At 72.0% G+C, this 18,328-nt stretch carries 12 protein-coding genes; 6 read left to right on the top strand and 6 right to left on the bottom strand.

Annotation, left to right across the window (positions count from 1 at the left end; genetic code table 11):
* Window positions 1–219: 219 nt before the first annotated feature.
* The 4 genes from ACGF8A_RS17385 to ACGF8A_RS17370 all read right to left on the bottom strand — a co-directional run bounded on the left by ACGF8A_RS17385 (window position 220) and on the right by ACGF8A_RS17370 (window position 9,261).
* Window positions 220–1,509 carry a cation:proton antiporter gene (locus ACGF8A_RS17385; RefSeq protein WP_393109184.1) on the bottom strand — a complete coding sequence of 430 codons (1,290 nt, stop codon included), beginning with the start codon at window positions 1,507–1,509 and terminating at the stop codon, window positions 220–222.
* Between the two features lie 177 nt (window positions 1,510–1,686).
* The gene (locus ACGF8A_RS17380; protein ID WP_393108944.1) at window positions 1,687–6,549 is read right to left on the bottom strand and encodes a DNA repair ATPase; all 4,863 of its coding nucleotides are present in this window, start codon (window positions 6,547–6,549) and stop codon (window positions 1,687–1,689) included.
* A 93-nt stretch (window positions 6,550–6,642) separates the two neighbouring features.
* Window positions 6,643–8,685 carry an SPFH domain-containing protein gene (locus ACGF8A_RS17375; protein WP_393108942.1) on the bottom strand — a complete coding sequence of 681 codons (2,043 nt, stop codon included), beginning with the start codon at window positions 8,683–8,685 and terminating at the stop codon, window positions 6,643–6,645.
* A gap of 78 nt (window positions 8,686–8,763) precedes the next feature.
* A complete protein-coding gene (locus ACGF8A_RS17370) occupies window positions 8,764–9,261 on the bottom strand; it encodes a hypothetical protein (protein WP_393108940.1) in 498 nt (165 codons plus the stop codon).
* Window positions 9,262–9,992: 731 nt separating this feature from the next.
* Between ACGF8A_RS17370 and ACGF8A_RS17365 the strand changes: the two genes are divergently transcribed.
* The 5 genes from ACGF8A_RS17365 to ACGF8A_RS17345 all read left to right on the top strand — a co-directional run bounded on the left by ACGF8A_RS17365 (window position 9,993) and on the right by ACGF8A_RS17345 (window position 14,834).
* Window positions 9,993–11,528, top strand: a complete 1,536-nt coding sequence (locus ACGF8A_RS17365) for an alanine/glycine:cation symporter family protein (protein ID WP_393108938.1) — start codon at window positions 9,993–9,995, stop codon at window positions 11,526–11,528.
* 270 nt (window positions 11,529–11,798) lie between these two features.
* Window positions 11,799–13,100 carry a Na+/H+ antiporter NhaA gene (nhaA, locus tag ACGF8A_RS17360; protein WP_393108936.1) on the top strand — a complete coding sequence of 434 codons (1,302 nt, stop codon included), beginning with the start codon at window positions 11,799–11,801 and terminating at the stop codon, window positions 13,098–13,100.
* A gap of 270 nt (window positions 13,101–13,370) precedes the next feature.
* Complete coding sequence (locus ACGF8A_RS17355; RefSeq protein WP_393108934.1) at window positions 13,371–13,751, top strand: DUF2795 domain-containing protein; 381 nt, start codon at window positions 13,371–13,373, stop codon at window positions 13,749–13,751.
* Complete coding sequence (locus ACGF8A_RS17350; protein ID WP_393109182.1) at window positions 13,751–14,209, top strand: CBS domain-containing protein; 459 nt, start codon at window positions 13,751–13,753, stop codon at window positions 14,207–14,209. The genes ACGF8A_RS17355 and ACGF8A_RS17350 overlap by 1 nt, the downstream gene beginning before the upstream one ends.
* Before the next feature lie 82 nt (window positions 14,210–14,291).
* Entirely contained in the window at window positions 14,292–14,834 is a 543-nt protein-coding gene (locus tag ACGF8A_RS17345) for a type 1 glutamine amidotransferase domain-containing protein (RefSeq protein WP_393108932.1), read from the top strand.
* A 67-nt stretch (window positions 14,835–14,901) separates the two neighbouring features.
* Here ACGF8A_RS17345 and ACGF8A_RS17340 read toward each other — a convergent pair whose 3' ends face one another.
* Window positions 14,902–15,237, bottom strand: a complete 336-nt coding sequence (locus ACGF8A_RS17340) for a DUF6158 family protein (protein ID WP_393108930.1) — start codon at window positions 15,235–15,237, stop codon at window positions 14,902–14,904.
* Between the two features lie 57 nt (window positions 15,238–15,294).
* Here ACGF8A_RS17340 and ACGF8A_RS17335 point away from each other — a divergent pair, with 57 nt between their 5' ends.
* Complete coding sequence (locus tag ACGF8A_RS17335) at window positions 15,295–16,410, top strand: Vms1/Ankzf1 family peptidyl-tRNA hydrolase (protein WP_393108928.1); 1,116 nt, start codon at window positions 15,295–15,297, stop codon at window positions 16,408–16,410.
* A gap of 280 nt (window positions 16,411–16,690) precedes the next feature.
* Here the strand turns inward: ACGF8A_RS17335 and ACGF8A_RS17330 are convergent, their stop codons facing one another.
* Complete coding sequence (locus ACGF8A_RS17330) at window positions 16,691–18,310, bottom strand: ABC-F family ATP-binding cassette domain-containing protein (RefSeq protein WP_393108926.1); 1,620 nt, start codon at window positions 18,308–18,310, stop codon at window positions 16,691–16,693.
* Between the last annotated feature and the right edge of the window lie 18 nt (window positions 18,311–18,328).

Here is an 18,328-nt window from a genome sequence, read left to right as displayed (position 1 = left end):
GTGTCGCAACACTTGAGAGCCGCCTTCCTCAGGCACCCCTCCCCATCTTTAGACTATGCAAAGATGCACGTGCGAGGTGTCGTCGCCGCCGCGCCTTTATCCAATCGAGGCCACCCGATCCGATCGACGCCTCGGGCCGTGCGGCCCGCCCCGGCACCCGCGCGCGGCCCGCCGTCTGCGCGCGTTCACGGGTGTCCCCGCGGACGGAAGCGGAGCCGCCTACCGCGAGGCAGGCCGGTCCGTCTCCCGCGTACCGCTCGATGCGGCCCGGCAGTCCACCCGGCCTTCGGACCAACGGCGCTCCTCCTGCTGAGGGGCGGCCCTCGGGGGCTCGGCCGGGATGCCCACGAGGTCGTCGACATCGAAGGCACGGGCGATGGGCACGTCGGTGGAACTGTGGGCGACGATCGAGAAGGCGATGCACACCGCGATCAGGGTGAACGCCTCCTCTGCCTGCGGGATGCCGGACTGCAGCACCAGCAGGCCGTAGACCACGGAGGCGAAACCCTTGGGGCCGAACCAGGCGGCCACCAGCTTCTCCTTGCGGGAGAACGACGTGCCGACCAGGGAGAGCAACAAGGAGGCCGGGCGGATCAGGACGATCGCCAGGACGACCGCCACATAGCCGCCGAAGGACAGGTCACCGAAGAGCCGAGGAGTCAGCAGGGCGCCGAAGACCAGCAGTGCCGCGAACTTCGCCAGCGCCTCGCCCAGGGGCTCGAAGGCGGCCTTCGCCTCGGGCGAGAGGTGCACGACGGCCGCACCCGCCGAGAAGGCCGCCAGGTAGGGGTTGGCGTGGGTGAGGTGGCAGGCCCCGTAGAGGATGACGCCCGTGGCCAGCGGCAGCAGGGGCTGCAGCTTGGGCTCCGCGCCCAGCAGCCTGAAGCGCGCCAGCCGGTTGACCAGCAGCGGCAGCGCGATGCCGAGGACCAGGCCGAGCAGCAGCTCCAGGGCGATCTTCCCCGGCGAGGCCTCGGCGCTGCCGGCGGCCGGACCCGCGGCGGCGATCAGGACGAGGACCACCGGGAGCGCGAGGCCGTCGTTGATGCCGCTCTCCACGTTCAGCAACTGGCGCAGTTTCGCGGGGACTTCCCGGCGGCTGACGATGGCCGAGGCGAACACCGGGTCGGTCGGCGCCAGGACGGCTCCGACCAGGAACGACGTCGTCCAGTCCAGGCCGACAAGGAAGTGCGTCACCAGCGCCATGAACAGGAACGCGAGCGGCATGCCCAGGCCCAGGGCGCGCACGGGGTTGCGCCAGCCGGCGCGCAGCTTGGGCAGTGAGACGTGCATGCCGTCGGTGAACAGCACGGCGAAGAGCGCCAGATCGGCCGTCACGGACACCAGTTCGCTGTCCGGCGTGATGTGGATCAGGCCCAGGAACCCGTCACTGACGAGCGCACCGCCCGCCAGGAAGAGGAACGAGGTGGACAGGACGGTCCGGGCAGCCAGGCCGGACAGGAGCACTGCCACCAGCAGCGCGACACCGAAAACCGCGACGAGCACCATGCCGGAACCCCCGATCGTGACAGAGACCAGTCCCCGCTCGCCGACCAGGCTTCCCGGCACACCGCTGGGAACCCTACACGTCCTTGACGCGTCTTTGACAGCTCCTTGGTGTGCACCGGGGGCGCACCGTCATTGCCGGATGCGGGCAATGACACGACCGCGAACGGTCCTGGCGGATCACGAGGAGGGCGCCCGCGACGCCCCGGTGGCGCGGGTGATCGCGGACTCGACGGCGGCGACGCGGTCGGCCAGCAGGCCGAGAGCGGCCACCGCCCGGGCGAGCTGATCGCCCTGCGCACCTCCGAGTGCCTGCGCCCGCACGTATGCCGCCTTCAACTCGGCCCAGCGGGCGGCCTGCTCGCCGGTCAGCACACCGCGTAGCGCGGCAAGCTTGAGCAGGTTGGCCTCGGCGCCGGTGGTGAGGGTCTGTGCCTCGGCCCGGTAGTGGTCGTCGATGACGGCGGCGAGTTCGGCGTCGTTCATGACCGGCTCGATGCGCTGGGCGATCTTGTTCATGTTGCGGTAGGAGCCCTGGAGCCGGAAGGGCGGCTCGGTGCGGGTGGCGTCGGTACGGGCCGCCGACTCGAGGTACGCGGCGTTCACCGCGAGGACCGTCGCGCGCACGGTGAGCAGATGACGCAGGACGGCCAGGATCCGCTCCAGCTCCGCGGGGGCGTAGGGGTGTGCCAGCCGGTCGGCACGGGCTGCCGGGTCACCCTCCGCGAGGCGGACGAGCAACTCGACGTCGCCGCGATCGCGGCCGGCGAGGGGCGCGAGGACCGGGTTGGCGGTGAGGGCGTTCTCGACGAAGCTGAGCGCGAAGACGTTCTCCTTGCCGGTGAGGACGTCGCCGAGGTTCCATACGTCGGCCCGGTTGGCGAGCATGTCGGGGACGCGGAAGCGGGCGCCGGACTCGGTGTACGGGTTGCCGGCCATGCAGACGGCGAACCGCTTGCCACGCAGGTCGTAGGTGCGCGGCTCGCCGTTCCACACACCCTCCGCGCGGCGCGTGGCGTCGCAGAGCGGGATGAACTTCTGCAGCAGCTCGGGCGAGGTGTGCTGGATGTCGTCGAAGTGGAGCAGTGTGTTGTTGCCCGCCTCCAGAGCGAAGTTGATCTTCTGCACCTCCTGGCGTGCGGTCGCGTTCGGGGCCGCGGCCGGGTCGAGCGAGGTCACGTCGTGGCCGAGGGCGGGGCCGTCCACCTTGACCAGCATCAGTCCGAGGCGCTCGGCGACGTACTCCACCAGCGTCGTCTTGCCGTATCCCGGCGGGGAGATGAGCAGCAGCAGACCGCCCGTGCCGCCGGTGCGCCCGGACTCGCCCGTGGTGCCGAGCTGTTTGGCGAGGCTGTCACCGATCAGCGGCAGATACACCTCGTCGATCAGCCGGTTGCGCACGAACGCCGGCATCACCCGCGGGCGGTACTCGTCCACGCGGATCCGGGTGCGCTCGGCCGCCGCCCATGCCGTGCGGCGGCACTGGTAGGCCCGGTGGGCCGGCACCTCGTGGGCACGGAATTGCCGGGTGCGGGCAAGGAGCTCGTCGACGCGCACGGTGAGCGTGCCGCCGTGGATGCGCGGGTGGGCGCCGAGCAGTCCCCCGACGGTCTCGGTCAGCGGCGCGTCGCACGCGTAGCGGGGCAGGTCCGGGCAGAGTTCGGCGGCCACCGCTTCGGCCAGGTCACCGGGGGCGAGGTCCGCGCCCGTCGCCGTGGCGTACGCGGTCAGCCACGCCTCGACCAGTTGTCTGCGGGCGGCCAGGTCACCGAGGGCCGCGAGATCGTCGTCGTACGCCGACGTGCCCACCGTGCGGCGGAACTTGTCGAGCAGCGTGCGGGTCCCGCTGCTGATGACGAAACCGGCGGGTTCGCTCGTCAGTTCGTCGAAGAGGTACACGGCGGCGGAATCGGCGGCCGGACCGCCGATCGCCTCCGTCAGCTCCGCCTGGAGGTCCGCGATCGCGGGTGCCGGTCCGAAGGTGTCCCGGGCGCGGGCCAGGGCCACCGCACGCCGGGTCAGGCTGTCGCGTACGTCGCTGGTCGCTTCGTGGGCCCAGAACAACTGGGCCGCGGCGCGGGCGGCCGGCTCGTGGCGCAGCAGGCCGGCGCCCTCGTGCAGGCGCAGGAGCGCCGTGAGGATCAAGGTCGTGTCATGGTCGTGGACGCCGCGCTCGTACCCCTCGTCGTATGCGGCCTCCGCCACCTGCCGCACCAGGGCGGGCAGGTCGCCGGCGTCCGCGAGGGCGGCAGGGCCGTGCTCGCCGAGCAGCCGGGCCGCGAGGTGTTCGGCGCGGTAGACGTCCGGCGACTCCGACGGCAGCGGGCGGTCCCAGTACGGGCGGGTGGCGGCGAGGCCGGGGTCCGTCACCGGGGAGCGGTAGTCCGTACCGGTGAGCGCCAGGGCGAGACCCTCGCCGTGCGGGACCAGTGTCAGGTCCAGGGGCTGGGTGTTGACGGCGAAGCGGTGGGCGCCCAGACGCAGGGTGGCGCCGTCGTCGGCGTACAGGTCGGCGCGGTCGCGCAGGGCGCGCAGGGCCTCCTGGCGCGCGGCCTTCAGACGGCCGTCGACCTCCTCCGCCCTGACCTGGTCACCGAGTTCGCGGAGTTCGCCGGCGATGCGCCGGATCTTCGCGGGCATCGGGTCGGAGGTGAAGTACGTGGCGACGGCGCCCGCGTCGGCGAGCGCGGTGGCGCGGCGGGTGACCGTACGCAGCACGCGGTGCGCGGAGTCGGCGAGGCGCTCGGCGCGGCGGGCGCGCGTGTCGGCGAGCGTCTGCTTGCGGGCGGAGAACGCCCTCTGGATCTCCTCGCGGCGGTCCGCGAGGTCGCCGAGGAAGTCGTCGAACTCGGCGAACCGTGACTCGAGGTTCTCCACGTGGACGAGCATGCGGGCGAGTTGCTCGTCGCACGCCTCGGGAGTGCCGGCGACCGCGAGCGCCCCCGTGACGGACTGGCCGAGCAGCGCGGACTCGGCGGCGAACTCGGCGCGGCCCTCGTGGTCGCGGAGTTCGCGCCGGCGGCCGTCGAGCGTCGCGCGGGCCCGGTTGACACCGCCCAGAACCTCGGCGACCCGCTCCAGGACGCCGGTACGGACGGTGGTGTCGCCGGTGTCGGGACCGGCGACCACTTCGGTCACCGTGCGCAGGCCGTCGGCGAGTTCGTCGAGGCGGGCCGCGAGCGGCGCGGCCTCGGCGGTGGTGGCGATCGCCGCTGCTTCGGCGACGAGCCGGCCGATGTCCTGCTGGTGCTCGGCGAAGGCGTCCTCACGGGAGAGGTGGGTGACGGCACGCCGGCCGAAGGACGCGAGGTCGGCCTCGGTGTCGGCGGCGAGGGCGTCGATGCGGGCGGCGTCCGCGTACCGCATGTCCTTCAAGGTCAGCAGGTGGCCCTGCGCGTGCCGGAGTTCGGTGAGTCCGGTGACCCAGGCGGCGGCACTGCGCGGGGCCTCGCCGCGCATCCGCCGCACGAGCGCGGCGACGCGCGCGGTGGTCCCGGCGAGCGCGTCGGCGGCCTGGCGGCGCAGGGCCTGGACGGTCTCGAACTCGGCCAGGACCTGTTCCGCGGTGGCCCGCACCTGCGTGAGCGGCTCGTGGAGGTCCCCGAGTCCGGGCTCACCGAGCCAGTGGTGGGCGTCGGTGGCCCGTACGCAGGCGGCGGCCAGGGCTTCGTACACCGCGCTCGTGGGCGTCGTCGCGGTGACGGCGCGTGCGACGGACAGACAGTCGGAGATGCCGCGGACAAGGTCGGCGTTGCCCACGCGGGCCAGCGGGCCGGTGCCGGCCGGCTGGGCGGCGGCGTAGGTGTCGGAGACGTAAGGGGACTTCCACAGCTGGACGGGATGCACGCGTTGCGGCTCGTCCGCGCCGTCACGCAGGACGGCGAGCGTCCCGTCGTCGAAGAGCGCCCAGCCGCGGCCGGAGATCGGTCCTGCGACCTCCTTGCGGATCAGGTTGTACGGCAGCAGCAGGGTGCGGCCGGCGGCGCGGGCGCGGAACGCGTACAGCACGTCCTCGCCGTTCGGTGAGCGCACCTCGCGCTCGAACTCCAGGCCGTGCGTGTCCAGGTCGTACGTCTTGTGCGTGCCCGTGGCCAGGCAGTAGCCGCCGGGGAAGACGATGCCCTGGTCGTCGGGCAGGCGACGGCACCCTTGCCCCATGCCGTCGAGGCGGACGACGGTCCTGGTGAGGGTGTTGTGCACCAGATGGCGGTCGGCCGCCTCCTTGTAGGGGCGGATCCGCAGCAGGACGAGGGCGCCCACGCGCGCGTACGCGATGTCCGCGTCGGCGAGGGACTGCAGGGGCTCGTCGAGGGGCTCGGCATATACGCCCTCGCCCCGCTCCGTGTCGTTCTCGATCTTGACGGTGAGGGTACCGCCGGTGGTACCGACGAAGACCTGCCCCTCGATGGAGACGTGTGGGTGGCGGCCGAGGACGTGGTCCTCGCGGGTGGTCGCGGTCCACTCGAAGTCATGGGAGGGCGGGAAGACGTGGTCGCGGTCGCCTCGCGCGTCCAGGAAGGCCGTCCCCCCGTCGTCGGTCGCCGCCCAGCGCAGGACCCGGATGTCTTCGGCCTTCTCACCGGTCCGGAACACGGCCAGCACCTTGCCTTCGACGCGCCGGAGCTGGAGCAGCTGGGCCTGGCGGTAGTAGCGACGCAGTGCCAGGAACTCGCGGACGAAGGCGGGGTCGTCGAGCAGGCCGGGCACCGCGTCGTCGGGCAACCGCCGCAAGGCGCGGTCGTGCAGGGCGAAGACGTCACCGACGGTCGTCTCCGGTCCTCGGCCGACGAAGGCGTCGTGGCCGAGGAGCAGCGTGTCGCCGACGGGGACGATGTCGCGGGCCACGCAGGCGTGGTCGGTGCGCAGCCGCTCGGTGCCCACCAGTTCGAGTCGCGTGGCGCCGAACTCTTCGGCGCGGCGGACGTCGAGTGCCTCGGCCCGGCGGGTGAGTTCGGCGGCCTGCGCGGTGAGACGCTCGCGCAGCACCTCGTAGGCGCCGGTGCCGATGGCCTCCTGCGTACCGGTGTCCGAGCCGGTTGCCATGGTGCGGTTTCCCTTCACGTTCGGTGTCGTTCACGAGGTGGCGTCCGCAGCTGCCGTCCCCTGTGCGGCAGCTGCGGACCTGCGGGGCCGCGATCAGGCCCGGACACCGCCGTCCAGCTCGGCGAGCGGCAGATCGGCCAGGCCCAGTTCGCCTGCCCGGTCCATCAGCTGCTGCAGTCGGCCGGCGTCGGCGCCGCCGGTCTTCATGAGCTTCGTCAGCAGGGCCGAGACGGTCAGGTGCTGCACGCCGGCCGTGGAGACCGAGCTCAGCATGCGGCTGAGGTCGTCGGTGAAGCGGGCGGTGCCGTCCAGCCAGGGCCCGGCGAGCGCCTGGGCGGTCTCGGAGTTCTGCATGAAGCCGTCGACGCTCCTGCCGAGCGAGATGGAGGACATCAGCCGGTCGAAGAAGACGGACTCGCCGCCCACGATGCTGATGTCGGCGTTCTCCAGCCCGGTGGCCAGTACCGTGGCCTGTGCCTCGGCGACCTGCCGCTGCACGTCGAGTCCGGCGAGCCGGATGTCCCTCTCGGCCTCCAGCCGCAGCCGGTACTCCTCGTGGTGACGGGAAGCCTCGTCCAGAGCGGCCATCGCCGCGGCCTTCTCCGTGAGCCCGGCCGCCTCCGCCTTCAGCTTCTCGCCGACGGCCTCCGCCTCGGCGAGCGCCTTGGCCCGGGCGCCCTCCGCCTCGGCCCGCAGCCGGGCCCCGGTGGCCTCCGCCTCGGCACGGCCCGCCTTCTCGAGGACGTCCGCCTCCTTGTCGCGTACCTGGACGGCCGCGAGCCCCTCGGCCGCACGCTCGGCCTGGACGCCCTCGGCGAGCCGCAGCTTGGCGCGGGCGTCGAGGTCGGCGCTCTTCAACCGCGCCTCGGCCAGGGTGAGTTCTTCGGCGGCACGGTGTACGGCGGCCTGCTCGGCGGCCTCCGCGGCCTTGATGTCCTTGACGAGTTGCTCCTGCGCCTCGGCCTCGGCGGCGATGATCACGGCCTGCCGCTGCCGCTCCGCCTCCTCGACGGCGCGCAGCTTCTTGATGGACTCCTCCTGCTCGGCGACCGTACGGTCCACCGCGACCCGCTCGCGGACGACCTCGGCGATCTCCCGCTTCTCCGCCTCGACCTCCTTCGAGGCCGCGATTCTCGTCAGCTCGGTCTCGCGCTCACGGGCGATGACCTCCAGCAGGCGGTCCTTCTCGATGCGCTCGCTCTCGATGGCGATGACCCGTTCGCGGTTCTTCGCGGCGACGGCGACCTCACGGGCCTGGTTCTCACGCTGCACACCGAGCTTCTCCTCGGTGCTGAGGAAGGCGCCCTGCGCGCGGAGCCGCTCCTCCTCGACCACCCGCGCCGTCTCGGCCTCCTCACGGGCCCGCACGGTCTCGATCTCCCGCCGCTGCTTGATCTCGGCGTCCGCCTGACGGCGCTCGAGCTCCAGGATGGCCTCGCGGGCGTCGACGTTCTGCCGGGTGATCTCCTTCTCCTCGGTGCGCTGCGCCTCGTTGGTGCGCACGTGTTCCGCGGCCGTCAGCTCGGTGATCTTCCGGATGCCCTGCGCGTCCAGGACGTTGGCCGGGTCCAGCTGGGTCAGCGGCGTCTGCTCCAGATAGTCGATCGCCGCGTCCTCGAGGTGGTAGCCGTTCAGGTCGACACCGATGACCTCGATGATGCGGAACCGCAGCTCCTCGCGCTTGGTGTACAGATCCGTGAAGTCAAGCTGCTTGCCGACGGTCTTGAGCGCCTCGGAGAACTTCGCGTGGAACAGTTCCTGCAGCGTGTCCCGGTCGCTGGCCCGCGCGGTACCGACGGACTGGGCGACCTTGATGACGTCCTGGACGGTCTTGTTGACCTTCACGAAGAACGAGATCCGGATGTCGGCGCGGATGTTGTCCCGGCAGATCAGGCCCTCCTTGCCGGCCCGGGTGATCTCGATGGTCTTCACCGAGATGTCCATCACCTCGGCCTTGTGCAGCACCGGCAGCACGACCTGCCCCGTGAAGGTCACGTCGACCTTCCGCATCTTGGAGACGATCAGTGCCTTGCCCTGCTCGACCTTGCGGAACAGACGGGAGACGACGAGAACGGTGAGAACGGCGAGCAGGCAGGCGGCGGCGAGCGCGCCGATGCCCACGGTCATGGCATCCATGGCATACGTCCTTGAGCAGTAAGGAGGGTGAAGTGTGAGGAAGAGCGGGCCGGGCCGGGGCGCCGCGGGTGGCGCGTCTCAGGCCACGCGATCGCGCACCCGCAGCGCTCCGTCGTACGACGGGCCCCGCAGGGAGTCCCGGCTCCCGTCGCAGGCGCCGGGCGGCGCGGCGCGGTCGCCCGTGCCTGCCGCACCGCGCGGGGGCGGCACAGGTTCGTCGGGACGCAGGCGATGCAACGGACGGACGAACAGGCGGGTCAGCCGCCAGGCGACGACAAGCGCCGGGAGAGGCACGGCCAGGCGCAGCAGTCCCGTGACGGGACCGGGTGGCAGGAAGGCGGCCAGCGCAGTCGTCGCGCCGATGCCGAGCAGCCAGGCAAGGACCGTGAGCGAGGAGAGCGCGACCGACACCGGTACTCCGCCCATGCCCCATGGTCCGAGGTCGACGTCCGCGTCGAAGCCGGCGGGGGTGGCGACCCGTACCGCGACCAGCAGCCAGAAGCACACGAGGACGACCAGTGCGGCGGTGAGCACGATCATGGGCAGGCCGGTGGCGGCTTCCAGCAAGGTCCGCATGTCCCAACCCCCCGTTTCCGGCTTCGGCACCCCAGGCCCGGTGTGGACCGCCCCTCGGGTTCCGGTGCCGGGCGTCTGCCGGTGTCCGGCACCGGAACCATCCGTGGTGCTCCCCTGGACGTCATGCTGCCCGGCTGTGCCGCCCGAGCGCATTGCCGGTTCCCGGCAGCGTTGGTGAGGGTCTGCATGCCGGTGGAGCGCCAGGAATCCGTCATCGGCGCGTCAAGAGTGCGCGGGGGCGAGATGACGGACCGGCCGGAGAGCCGGAGCTGGGGCCGCCTGCGCCTGCCGCCCGCGATCACGGAGCGTATCGGGGTGGGCGGTGCGCGTGACACCGGCGCGCCATGACCCGACAGCCCCTGACCGCAGGGCGCCTGATCAGCGCAAATTCCTGGACCGCCGAAATTCCGCCTGTTCGCTCAGCGGAGGCATGACTCCGCATAACGGTCCGGTCACGACTGCTGGGACTTTCTGAAGCTACTCACCGTTATGTGATTCGCATCACTAAAGGATGCGTAAACGACGTGCTAAAACTGCGCAACCCGCTTGGGCTCGCGCCCTCTGCTGGGTGCCGGCACTCGCCGGCAGCACGACCACGTGAACACGGCCCGAGTCCGAGGGACGTGCCACGGCGGGTCGCCGATCGGACAACGGCGTTCGCTCAAAGACCGCACACTCGCCGGCGCAGCCTCCCCGGGCGCCGGTCCCCCTGCGCCACCGAGGTAGCCATAGTGTCTCTCGACGCATTCACAGACTCCGTCGACAAAGCAGTCAGCTCCTTCTTCGAACCGATAGCCTCCTGGCTCGGCGAAGTCGTCTTCTACGCCGTCCCCGTCGGCGGAACAGACCTCCCCCTCATCGTCGCCTGGCTCGTCGTCGCCGGTCTGGTCTTCACCGGCTGGTTCGGGTTCATACAGATCCGCAAGTTCCGGCTCGCCGTCGACGTCGTCCGGGGCAAGTTCGACGAGAAGGGGTCGGCAGGCGAGGTCAACCACTTCCAGGCCCTGACCGCGGCCGTCTCCGGCACCGTCGGACTCGGCAACATCGCGGGTGTCGCCGTCGCCGTCTCCATCGGTGGTCCCGGTGCCACGTTCTGGATGATCCTCTGCGGTCTGCTCGGCATGGCCACCAAGTTCGTCGAGGTCACGCTCGGCGTGAAGTACCGCGAGGTGCACGCCGACGGCACCGTCTCCGGCGGCCCGATGCACTACCTGCCCAAGGGCCTCGCCGACCGCTTCGGCAAGAACGGCAAGACCTTCGGCAAGGTCCTCGCGGTCCTCGCCTCCTTCATGGTCCTGTTCTTCGGCCTCTTCGGCGGCAACCTCTTCCAGGTCAACCAGAGCTACGCCCAGCTCGTCTCCGTCGCCGGCGGCGAGGACGGCGCGATCGGCTCCTCGACCGGCGCCCTGTTCTTCGGCATCCTGATCGCCGCGCTCGTCGGCATCGTCCTGCTCGGCGGCATCCGCTCCATCGCCAACGTCACCAGCAAGCTCGTCCCCTCCATGGCCGGCATCTACATCGCCGCCTGCCTGGTCGTCATCCTGGTGAACGTCACGGCCGTTCCCGACGCCCTGGTCTCGATCGTCGAGGGCGCCTTCAACCCCGAGGGCGTCGCCGGTGGTGTCCTCGGCGCGCTGATCATCGGCTTCAAGCGGGCCGCGTTCTCCAACGAGGCCGGTCTCGGCTCCGCGCCGATCGCCCACTCCGCGGTCAAGACCAAGCACCCCGCCAGCGAGGGCCTGGTCGCCCTGCTGGAGCCGTTCATCGACACGGTCATCATCTGCACCATGACCGCCCTCACGATCGTGATTGCCAACCCGGCCAGCTGGGCCGAGGCACGCGCGGGTGAGTCCATCGGCGGCGTCACGATCACCTCCGACGCCTTCGGCACGGTGCTGCCCTGGTTCCCGTACGTCCTCACCGTCGCGGTGATGCTGTTCGCGATCTCGACGGTGCTGACGTGGGGTTACTACTGCCTCAAGGCGTGGACGCACCTGTTCGGCCGCAGCAAGGCCAGCGAGGTGACCTTCAAGGTCCTCTACACGCTGTTCGCGGTCGCGGGCTCGCTGCTCACGCTGCAGACCCTGATCGACATGGCCGACGCCGTGCTCTTCATGCTCGCCGTCATCAACATCATCGGCCTCTACCTCCTCGCCCCGGTCGTCAAGCGCGAGCTGAACTCCTTCCTGGAGTTCGTCCGGGCCCGCAAGGCCGGCGAGCCCGACGGGACCGACGAAGGCAAGGAGCCGGTGAAGACCACCGCCTGACCGCCTCCCACGGCCGGGCAGCCCGACTCCTGAGCGGGCCTGTGCACACCTCGCGCCTTGGTGTGCACAGGCCCGCTCGTCATGCCCGGAATCAGCGTTTCAGCAGGTGAAACGGGGTCTGGCAGGGCGGGCGGCAGGCGGTTAGGGTGTAAAGAACGCGTCAAGGGCCGCCCTCGTGTGCGGCCGCAGCACGACGCGCGGTGTGCCGGGAAGTCTGGTCGGCGTCCAGGGGGCTCGTATGCCCTCGCCCCGCACCCCGGAGGATCACTGATGGCCGCCGCGCCCCGCGAGCGTTCCCCCTTCCTCGGCCTGCTTCCGCTCCCGGAACGCAACGCCGTCGCACAGGCCCTGCGCACGGAGACGGTCGGCGGTCTCGTCCTCCTCGCCGCGGCGCTGGTGGCCCTCGTCTGGGCGAACACCCCCTGGGGCGACACGTACGAGAACATACGCGACTTCCACTTCGGCATACCGGCGCTCGGACTGGACCTGTCCGTCGGGCACTGGACGGCGGACGGCCTGCTGACGATCTTCTTCCTCGTCGCCGGCATGGAGCTGAAGCGTGAACTCGTCGTCGGCGAGCTGCGCACACCCGCGACCGCCGCCCTGCCCGTCATCGCCGCCCTCGCCGGCATGGTCGTACCGGCCTCGTTCTACGCCGTCACCGTCGCGGCAGGCGGCGGCGACCTGTCCGGCTGGGCCGTTCCCATGGCCACCGACATCGCCTTCGCCCTCGCGGTCCTCGCGGTGCTGAGCACCCATCTGCCGGCCGCGCTGCGCGCGTTCCTGCTGACCCTCGCCGTCGTCGACGACCTCGGCGGCATCCTGGTCATCGCCGTCTTCTTCACCAGCGACCTCAACTTCGCCGCCCTGGGCGGCGCCCTCGCGTGCCTGATCGTCTTCTACGCGCTCCAGCGCTTCCGCGTGCGCGGCTGGTGGTGGTACGTCCCGCTCGGCCTCGTGACCTGGGCGCTCATGTACAACGGCGGTGTCCACGCCACGGTCGCCGGTGTCGCGATGGGCCTGATCCTGCGTACCACCCGCGACGAGGGCGAGAAGGCCTCACCGGCCGAACGCACCTCCCACCTGCTCCATCCCGTGTCCGCGGGCGTGGCGGTACCGCTCTTCGCGCTCTTCGCCTCCGGTGTCGGGATCACGGCCGCCTCGCTGGGCGAGGTGTTCACCGAACCGGAGCCGCTGGGCGTCATCCTGGGCCTCGTCGCCGGCAAGTCCCTGGGCATCTTCGCCGGCACCTACCTGGCCGTCCGCTTCACCCGGGCGAAGCTCAACCCCGACCTCGCGTGGGCCGACGTGTTCGCCCTCGCCGTCCTGGCCGGCATCGGCTTCACGGTCGCCCTGCTCATCGGGGAACTGGCCTTCCCCGACCCGGCCGCGGCCGAGCCCATCAAGGCCGCCGTCCTGGTCGGTTCCTTCGTCGCCGCCTTCCTGGCGGCCCTCCTCGTCAAGCGGCGCAACGGCGTCTACCGCCGCCTGTACGAGGAGGAGACCCGCGACGACGACCACGACGGCATCCCCGACGTCTACCAGCGGACCGCCGCCGGCGACCCCACCTGAGCGGGCCGGACGGACGCCGGTCCCGCCGCGACCGCCCGCCTGAGCGGGGTGCCGGCACATCCGCGCGCCCGGTCCCCAGCTCCGCCGTAGGTGCCAGGGCGGCCCGCCCGGGTGCCCGTGCGCCGACCGGGCGGGCCGTCCCGGGGAACGGGGGACGAAGGGGCGGAGGAGCGCGGGCGACGAAATGGGCCGGATGCGGTCCTGCGCACCCTGTGTCGCTCCCCGTCCTCCGGGTACGCGGTGCGGCGACCCCGAAGTCTGGAGCAAGACATGCAGCGAGGCAGTGACCGGCTGAGCGTCCACCGGGACGAGGAGATGAAGCACGAACTGCAGGGGCTGCTCAGGTCGGGCCACCCCACCCGCTCGGACGAGTGGCACGACCCCGAGCCCACCGCCGACGACGACCCGCGCATCGCGGGCGGTCCGGCCATGCCGGGCTCGCTGGCGGAGATCCGGCTGGAGATGGGCCGGATCCTGGGCCGCAGCGCCTTCCCCGCGGGGCCCGGCGACCTGGTGAGCGCCCTGCGCCGGCGGAACGCGCCCGACGCCCTGATCGAGCCGCTGCGGCGGCTGCCCCGCTCGGCCCGCTACGGCAACGTGCAGGAGCTGGCCGAGGCCCTGGCCCATGGTGAGCGGCAAAGGGAGACATGATGACGGCCGACTACGTGCGGGAAGTGATGACACCGGGGGTGGTGGCGGTCCGTCCGGACGCCTCGCTGGTGGAGGCCGCGCAGCTGATGCGCGCCCAGGACATCGGGGATGTGGTCGTGGCCGACGGACAACGGGTGGTCGGGGTGCTGACCGACCGCGACATCACCGTCCGGGCGGTCGCCGAGGGCATCGATCCGCTCACGGTGAGCGCCGCGTCGGTGTGCACGCCCGACCCGGTGATGGTCGGCCCCCAGGACCCGGTGTCCACGGCGGTGGCGCTGATGCGCGAGAAGGCCGTACGCCGGCTCCCCGTCGTCGAGGACGGCCTGCCGGTCGGGATGGTCAGCCTCGGGGACCTGGCGCTCGCCCAGGACCCCCAGAGTGCCCTCGCCGACATCAGCAGGGCCGACCCGGACACCGCCGCACGCCCCGTCCCCGACATCAGGGGGCCTGTGTGAGACGGGCCCCTCGGTGGCGGCCGCGAGGCCGGGCCGGGCGAGCAGGAAGAGGACGAAGCACACGGAAGGACGCTGAGGCATCATGCGTATCGCTCTTCTGACCGCGCCCGAGGGCGTCGAGCAGGTCGAGCTGACCGACCCCTGGAAGGCCGTCTCCGACGCAGGGCACGAGCCCGTGCTCGTCTCCACGAAGAGCGGCGAGATCCAGGCCTTCGACCACCTCGACAAGGCGGACACCTTCCCCGTCGACGAGGTGGTGGGCGAGACGTCCGCCGGCTCCTTCGGCGGCCTGGTGCTGCCGGGCGGGGTCGCCAACCCGGACTTCCTGCGGATGGACGACAAGGCCGTGGCCTTCGTGCGGGACTTCTTCGAGCAGGGCCGTCCGGTCGCGGCGATCTGTCACGCGCCGTGGACACTCGTCGAGGCCGACGTCGTACGGGGCCGGGTGCTGACCTCGTGGCCGAGTCTGCGGACCGACATCCGCAACGCCGGCGGCACCTGGGTGGACGAGCCGGTCAAGGTGTGCGACCACGGCGGCAACAAGCTCGTCACCAGCCGCAGGCCGGACGATCTGGAGGCCTTCTGCGGGACCTTCCTCGAGGTGTTCGCGAAGGAGAGCGCGTAGCGCCGCGGCACGTCGACGCCGAGCCGGGTCTCCGGATGCGGAGCCCGGCTCGCGCCGTGCCACGCCCTCACACCGAACCGGGCTCCCGGGTCGCCGGGCCGCCGGAGCCCCACTTGCCCACCGGGGTCCGCTCCTCACGGGCGGCCTCGGGGCAGGCGCGTTCGCGGGCACCGTCGCGGGTACGGCCGGGAGCGACGCAGCGGCGCGGATTGCGGCGCAGGTACTCGCCCTCCAGCTGGGCCATGCGTTCGTTGTGCACACGCAGCGCGTCGTTCGAGCCGTACAGCAGGGTGTCGTGGCGCGTGCGGTGGATGGTCTCCAGCTCTTTCATGAGCTGCTGGTCATCCAGCCGGTCCGGGTCGACTCCGGTCATCGTGGTGCCCCGCTCGTCGTGTTCTCTCATGCGGTACGGGTACCCGCCCGGGAAGCAGTACCCCCGAGCGGCAACCGGGAGGGAGCCATGGATCTCGCGTTCCTGCATCCACTCTACGAACATCCGGGCCCCTGGGCCTCCGTGTACGTGGACCTGTCACGGCACGCGGAGGACACGCCTCATCAGCGGCAACTGACGGCGGAGGCGATGTCCCGGGAGCTCGCCGCGCAGGGCGCCGACGAGGCGACCTGCCGTGCCGTGCGGGACGCGATCGAGGAGCTGAAGCACTCGCCCGAGCCGCACGGCCGGGCCCTGTTCGCCCGCGCGGGCAAGGTGGTCCTCGATCCGCCGCTGGCCCGTGCCCCGCAGCGCGACACCGCCGTGTGGGCGCCGCTGCCCCGGGCCACCCCGCTGCTGGACCTGACCGGCGAGGCCGCGGTGGCCGTCGTGGCGTACATCGACCGCAGGGGGGCCGACTTCGAGCTGCGCAGCGCGGTGGCCCGGGAGAAGGCCGGTTCGGTCACCGGACGCCAGTGGCCCGTGCACCGGACGAGCGCCGCCGACTGGTCGGAGCGTCACTTCCAGCTACGGGTGGAGAACACCTGGGAGCACAACGCCGCGGAGATCGCCGACGCGCTCGCGGTGTGCCAGGAGGAGACCCGTGCCGACCTGCTGATTCTCGTCGGCGACGACCGGGAGCGGCAGGCCGTGCACGAGCGGCTGCCCAAGCGGCTGCACGAGCGTGTGGTGGCGGCCCGGCACGGCGCGGGCAGCCGGCTGCTCGACGGGGACGTGGAGGAGGCCCGGGCCACTCATGTGCGCCGGCATGCCGAGGCGGAGCTGGAGCGGTTCCTGGCGGCCCGCGCACCGGACGACGAGGGTCGCGCCAGGGCCGCGGAGGGCGTGCCGGCCCTGGTCGAGGCGGCGCGGGAGCACCGTGTCGACGAGCTGGTGGTGCGCCCGGACGGCGGCGACACGCACCGTGAGGTGTGGATCGGGGAGGAAGCCGACCAGCTGGCGGTCCGCCGTACGGACCTGAAGATCCTCGGCGAGCAGAACTCCTGGTCGGCCCGCGCGGACGACGCCCTGCTGCGCTCGGTGGTCGCGACGAACGCCCCGGCGATCTCGCTGACCCCGATCGAGGCGGCGCGCGAGCAGGACGTACCGGCCGGCGGCCTGGGCGCACTGCTGCGCCGGCCCTGACCGGGACGCCGTCGCGCCCCCGCGCCGCCCGGCCCGCGCCGGGCGGCGCCCGGACATCGGCCCCGCCGCCGCACCCGGCCGACCCGGCCGACCGGACCGGCCCCACACCACGCCGGCCAAGCAGCCCACTCCCGCGACCTGGGGCCGGGCGCCGGCGGGAAGCCGGCCCGCGACCACACCCACGCCCCGGCCCTCTGACCAGGCAGTGTGCCCACCAGCCGCCACGCGACCCGCTCGACCTGGGGGCAGGCCGCGCATCAGGGGGCCTCGGTGGCAGCCTCTAGCGTGCCCGTTCCACCCGTCGCTCGTCCCATACCGGTTCCGGGGTCTCGCGGACGCGGCCGTCGCTGCCGAAGACCAGGAAGCGGTCGAAGGAGCGGGCGAACCAGCGGTCGTGGGTGACCGCCAGGACCGTGCCGTCGAAGGCCTCCAGGCCCTCCTGGAGCGCCTCGGCGGACTCCAGGTCGAGGTTGTCGGTCGGCTCGTCGAGGAGCAGGGCGGTGACGCCCTGGAGTTCCAGCAGCAGGATCTGGAAGCGGGCCTGCTGGCCGCCGGAGAGCCGGTCGAAGGTCTGTTCGGCCTGACCGGTCAGTTCGTAGCGGCGCAGCCGGGACATCGCGGCGCCCCGGTCCTGGGCGTGTTCCCGCCACAGGATGTCGAGCAGGGTGCGGCCCATGAGTTCCGGATGGGCGTGCGTCTGCGCGAAGTGCCCGGGCACCACCCGCGCCCCGAGCTTCCACTCGCCGGTGTGCGCCACGTCGTCCCCGGCGAGCAGTCGCAGGAAGTGCGACTTGCCGGAGCCGTTGGAGCCGAGGACGGCGACCCGCTCGCCGTAGAAGACCTCCAGGTCGAACGGCCTCATCAAGCCGGTGAGTTCGAGTCCCGCGCAGGTGAGGGCGCGTACGCCGGTCCGGCCGCCCTTGAGCCGCATGGTGATGTCCTGCTCACGCGGCGGTTCCGGCGGCGGGCCCGCCTCCTCGAACTTGCGCAGCCGGGTCTGGGCCGCCGCGTACCGGGAGGCCATCTCGTGGCTGACCGCGGCGGCCTGACGCAGATTCAGCACCAGCTTCTTCAGCTGGGCGTGCTTCTCGTCCCAGCGCCTGCGCAACTCCTCGAAGCGGGCGAAGCGTTCCCGCCGGGCCTCGTGGTAGGTGGCGAAGCCGCCCCCGTGCACCCAGGCGTCGGCATCGGCCGGGCCGGGCTCGACGGAGATGATCCGCTCGGCGGTGCGGGCGAGCAGTTCGCGGTCGTGGGAGACGAACAGGACCGTCTTGCGGGTCTCGGCCAGACGCTCCTCCAGCCAGCGCTTGCCGGGTACGTCGAGGTAGTTGTCGGGTTCGTCGAGCAGCAGCACCTCGTCGGTGCCGCGCAGCAGCGCCTCCAGCACGAGCCGTTTCTGCTCACCGCCGGAGAGGGTCCGCACCTGCCGCCACTGCGCCTTGTCGTACGGCACGCCGAGCGCGGCGGTGGTGCACATGTCCCACAGCGTCTCCGCCTCGTAGCCACGTGCCTCGGCCCAGTCCGCGAGCGCCTGCGCGTACCGCATCTGGGCCGCCTCGTCGTCGACGGTCATGACGGCGTGCTCGGCGGCGTCGACAGCCCGCGCGGCCTCGCGGATGCGGGGCGGCGCCACCGACACCAGCAGGTCACGGACGGTCGTGTCGTCCCGTACCGAGCCCACGAACTGCCGCATCACGCCGAGCCCGCCGCTGACGGTGACGGAGCCGCCGTGCGGTTTCAGCTCCCCCGAGAGCAGCCGGAGCAGGGTGGTCTTGCCCGCGCCGTTGGGTCCGACGAGGGCGGCGACGGCGCCCTCGCCCACCCGGAAGGACACATCGCCGAGCAGGGCCCTCCCGTCGGGGAGGTGGTACTCGATGTGCGCGGCTTCCAGATGTCCCATGAGGCCGCATTCTGCGGG

Source organism: Streptomyces sp. NPDC047706 (assembly GCF_043204795.1).
Taxonomy (GTDB): domain Bacteria; phylum Actinomycetota; class Actinomycetes; order Streptomycetales; family Streptomycetaceae; genus Streptomyces.
Note: the sequence above shows the minus strand (reverse complement) of the source record. Positions and strands in the feature narration are given on the sequence as shown.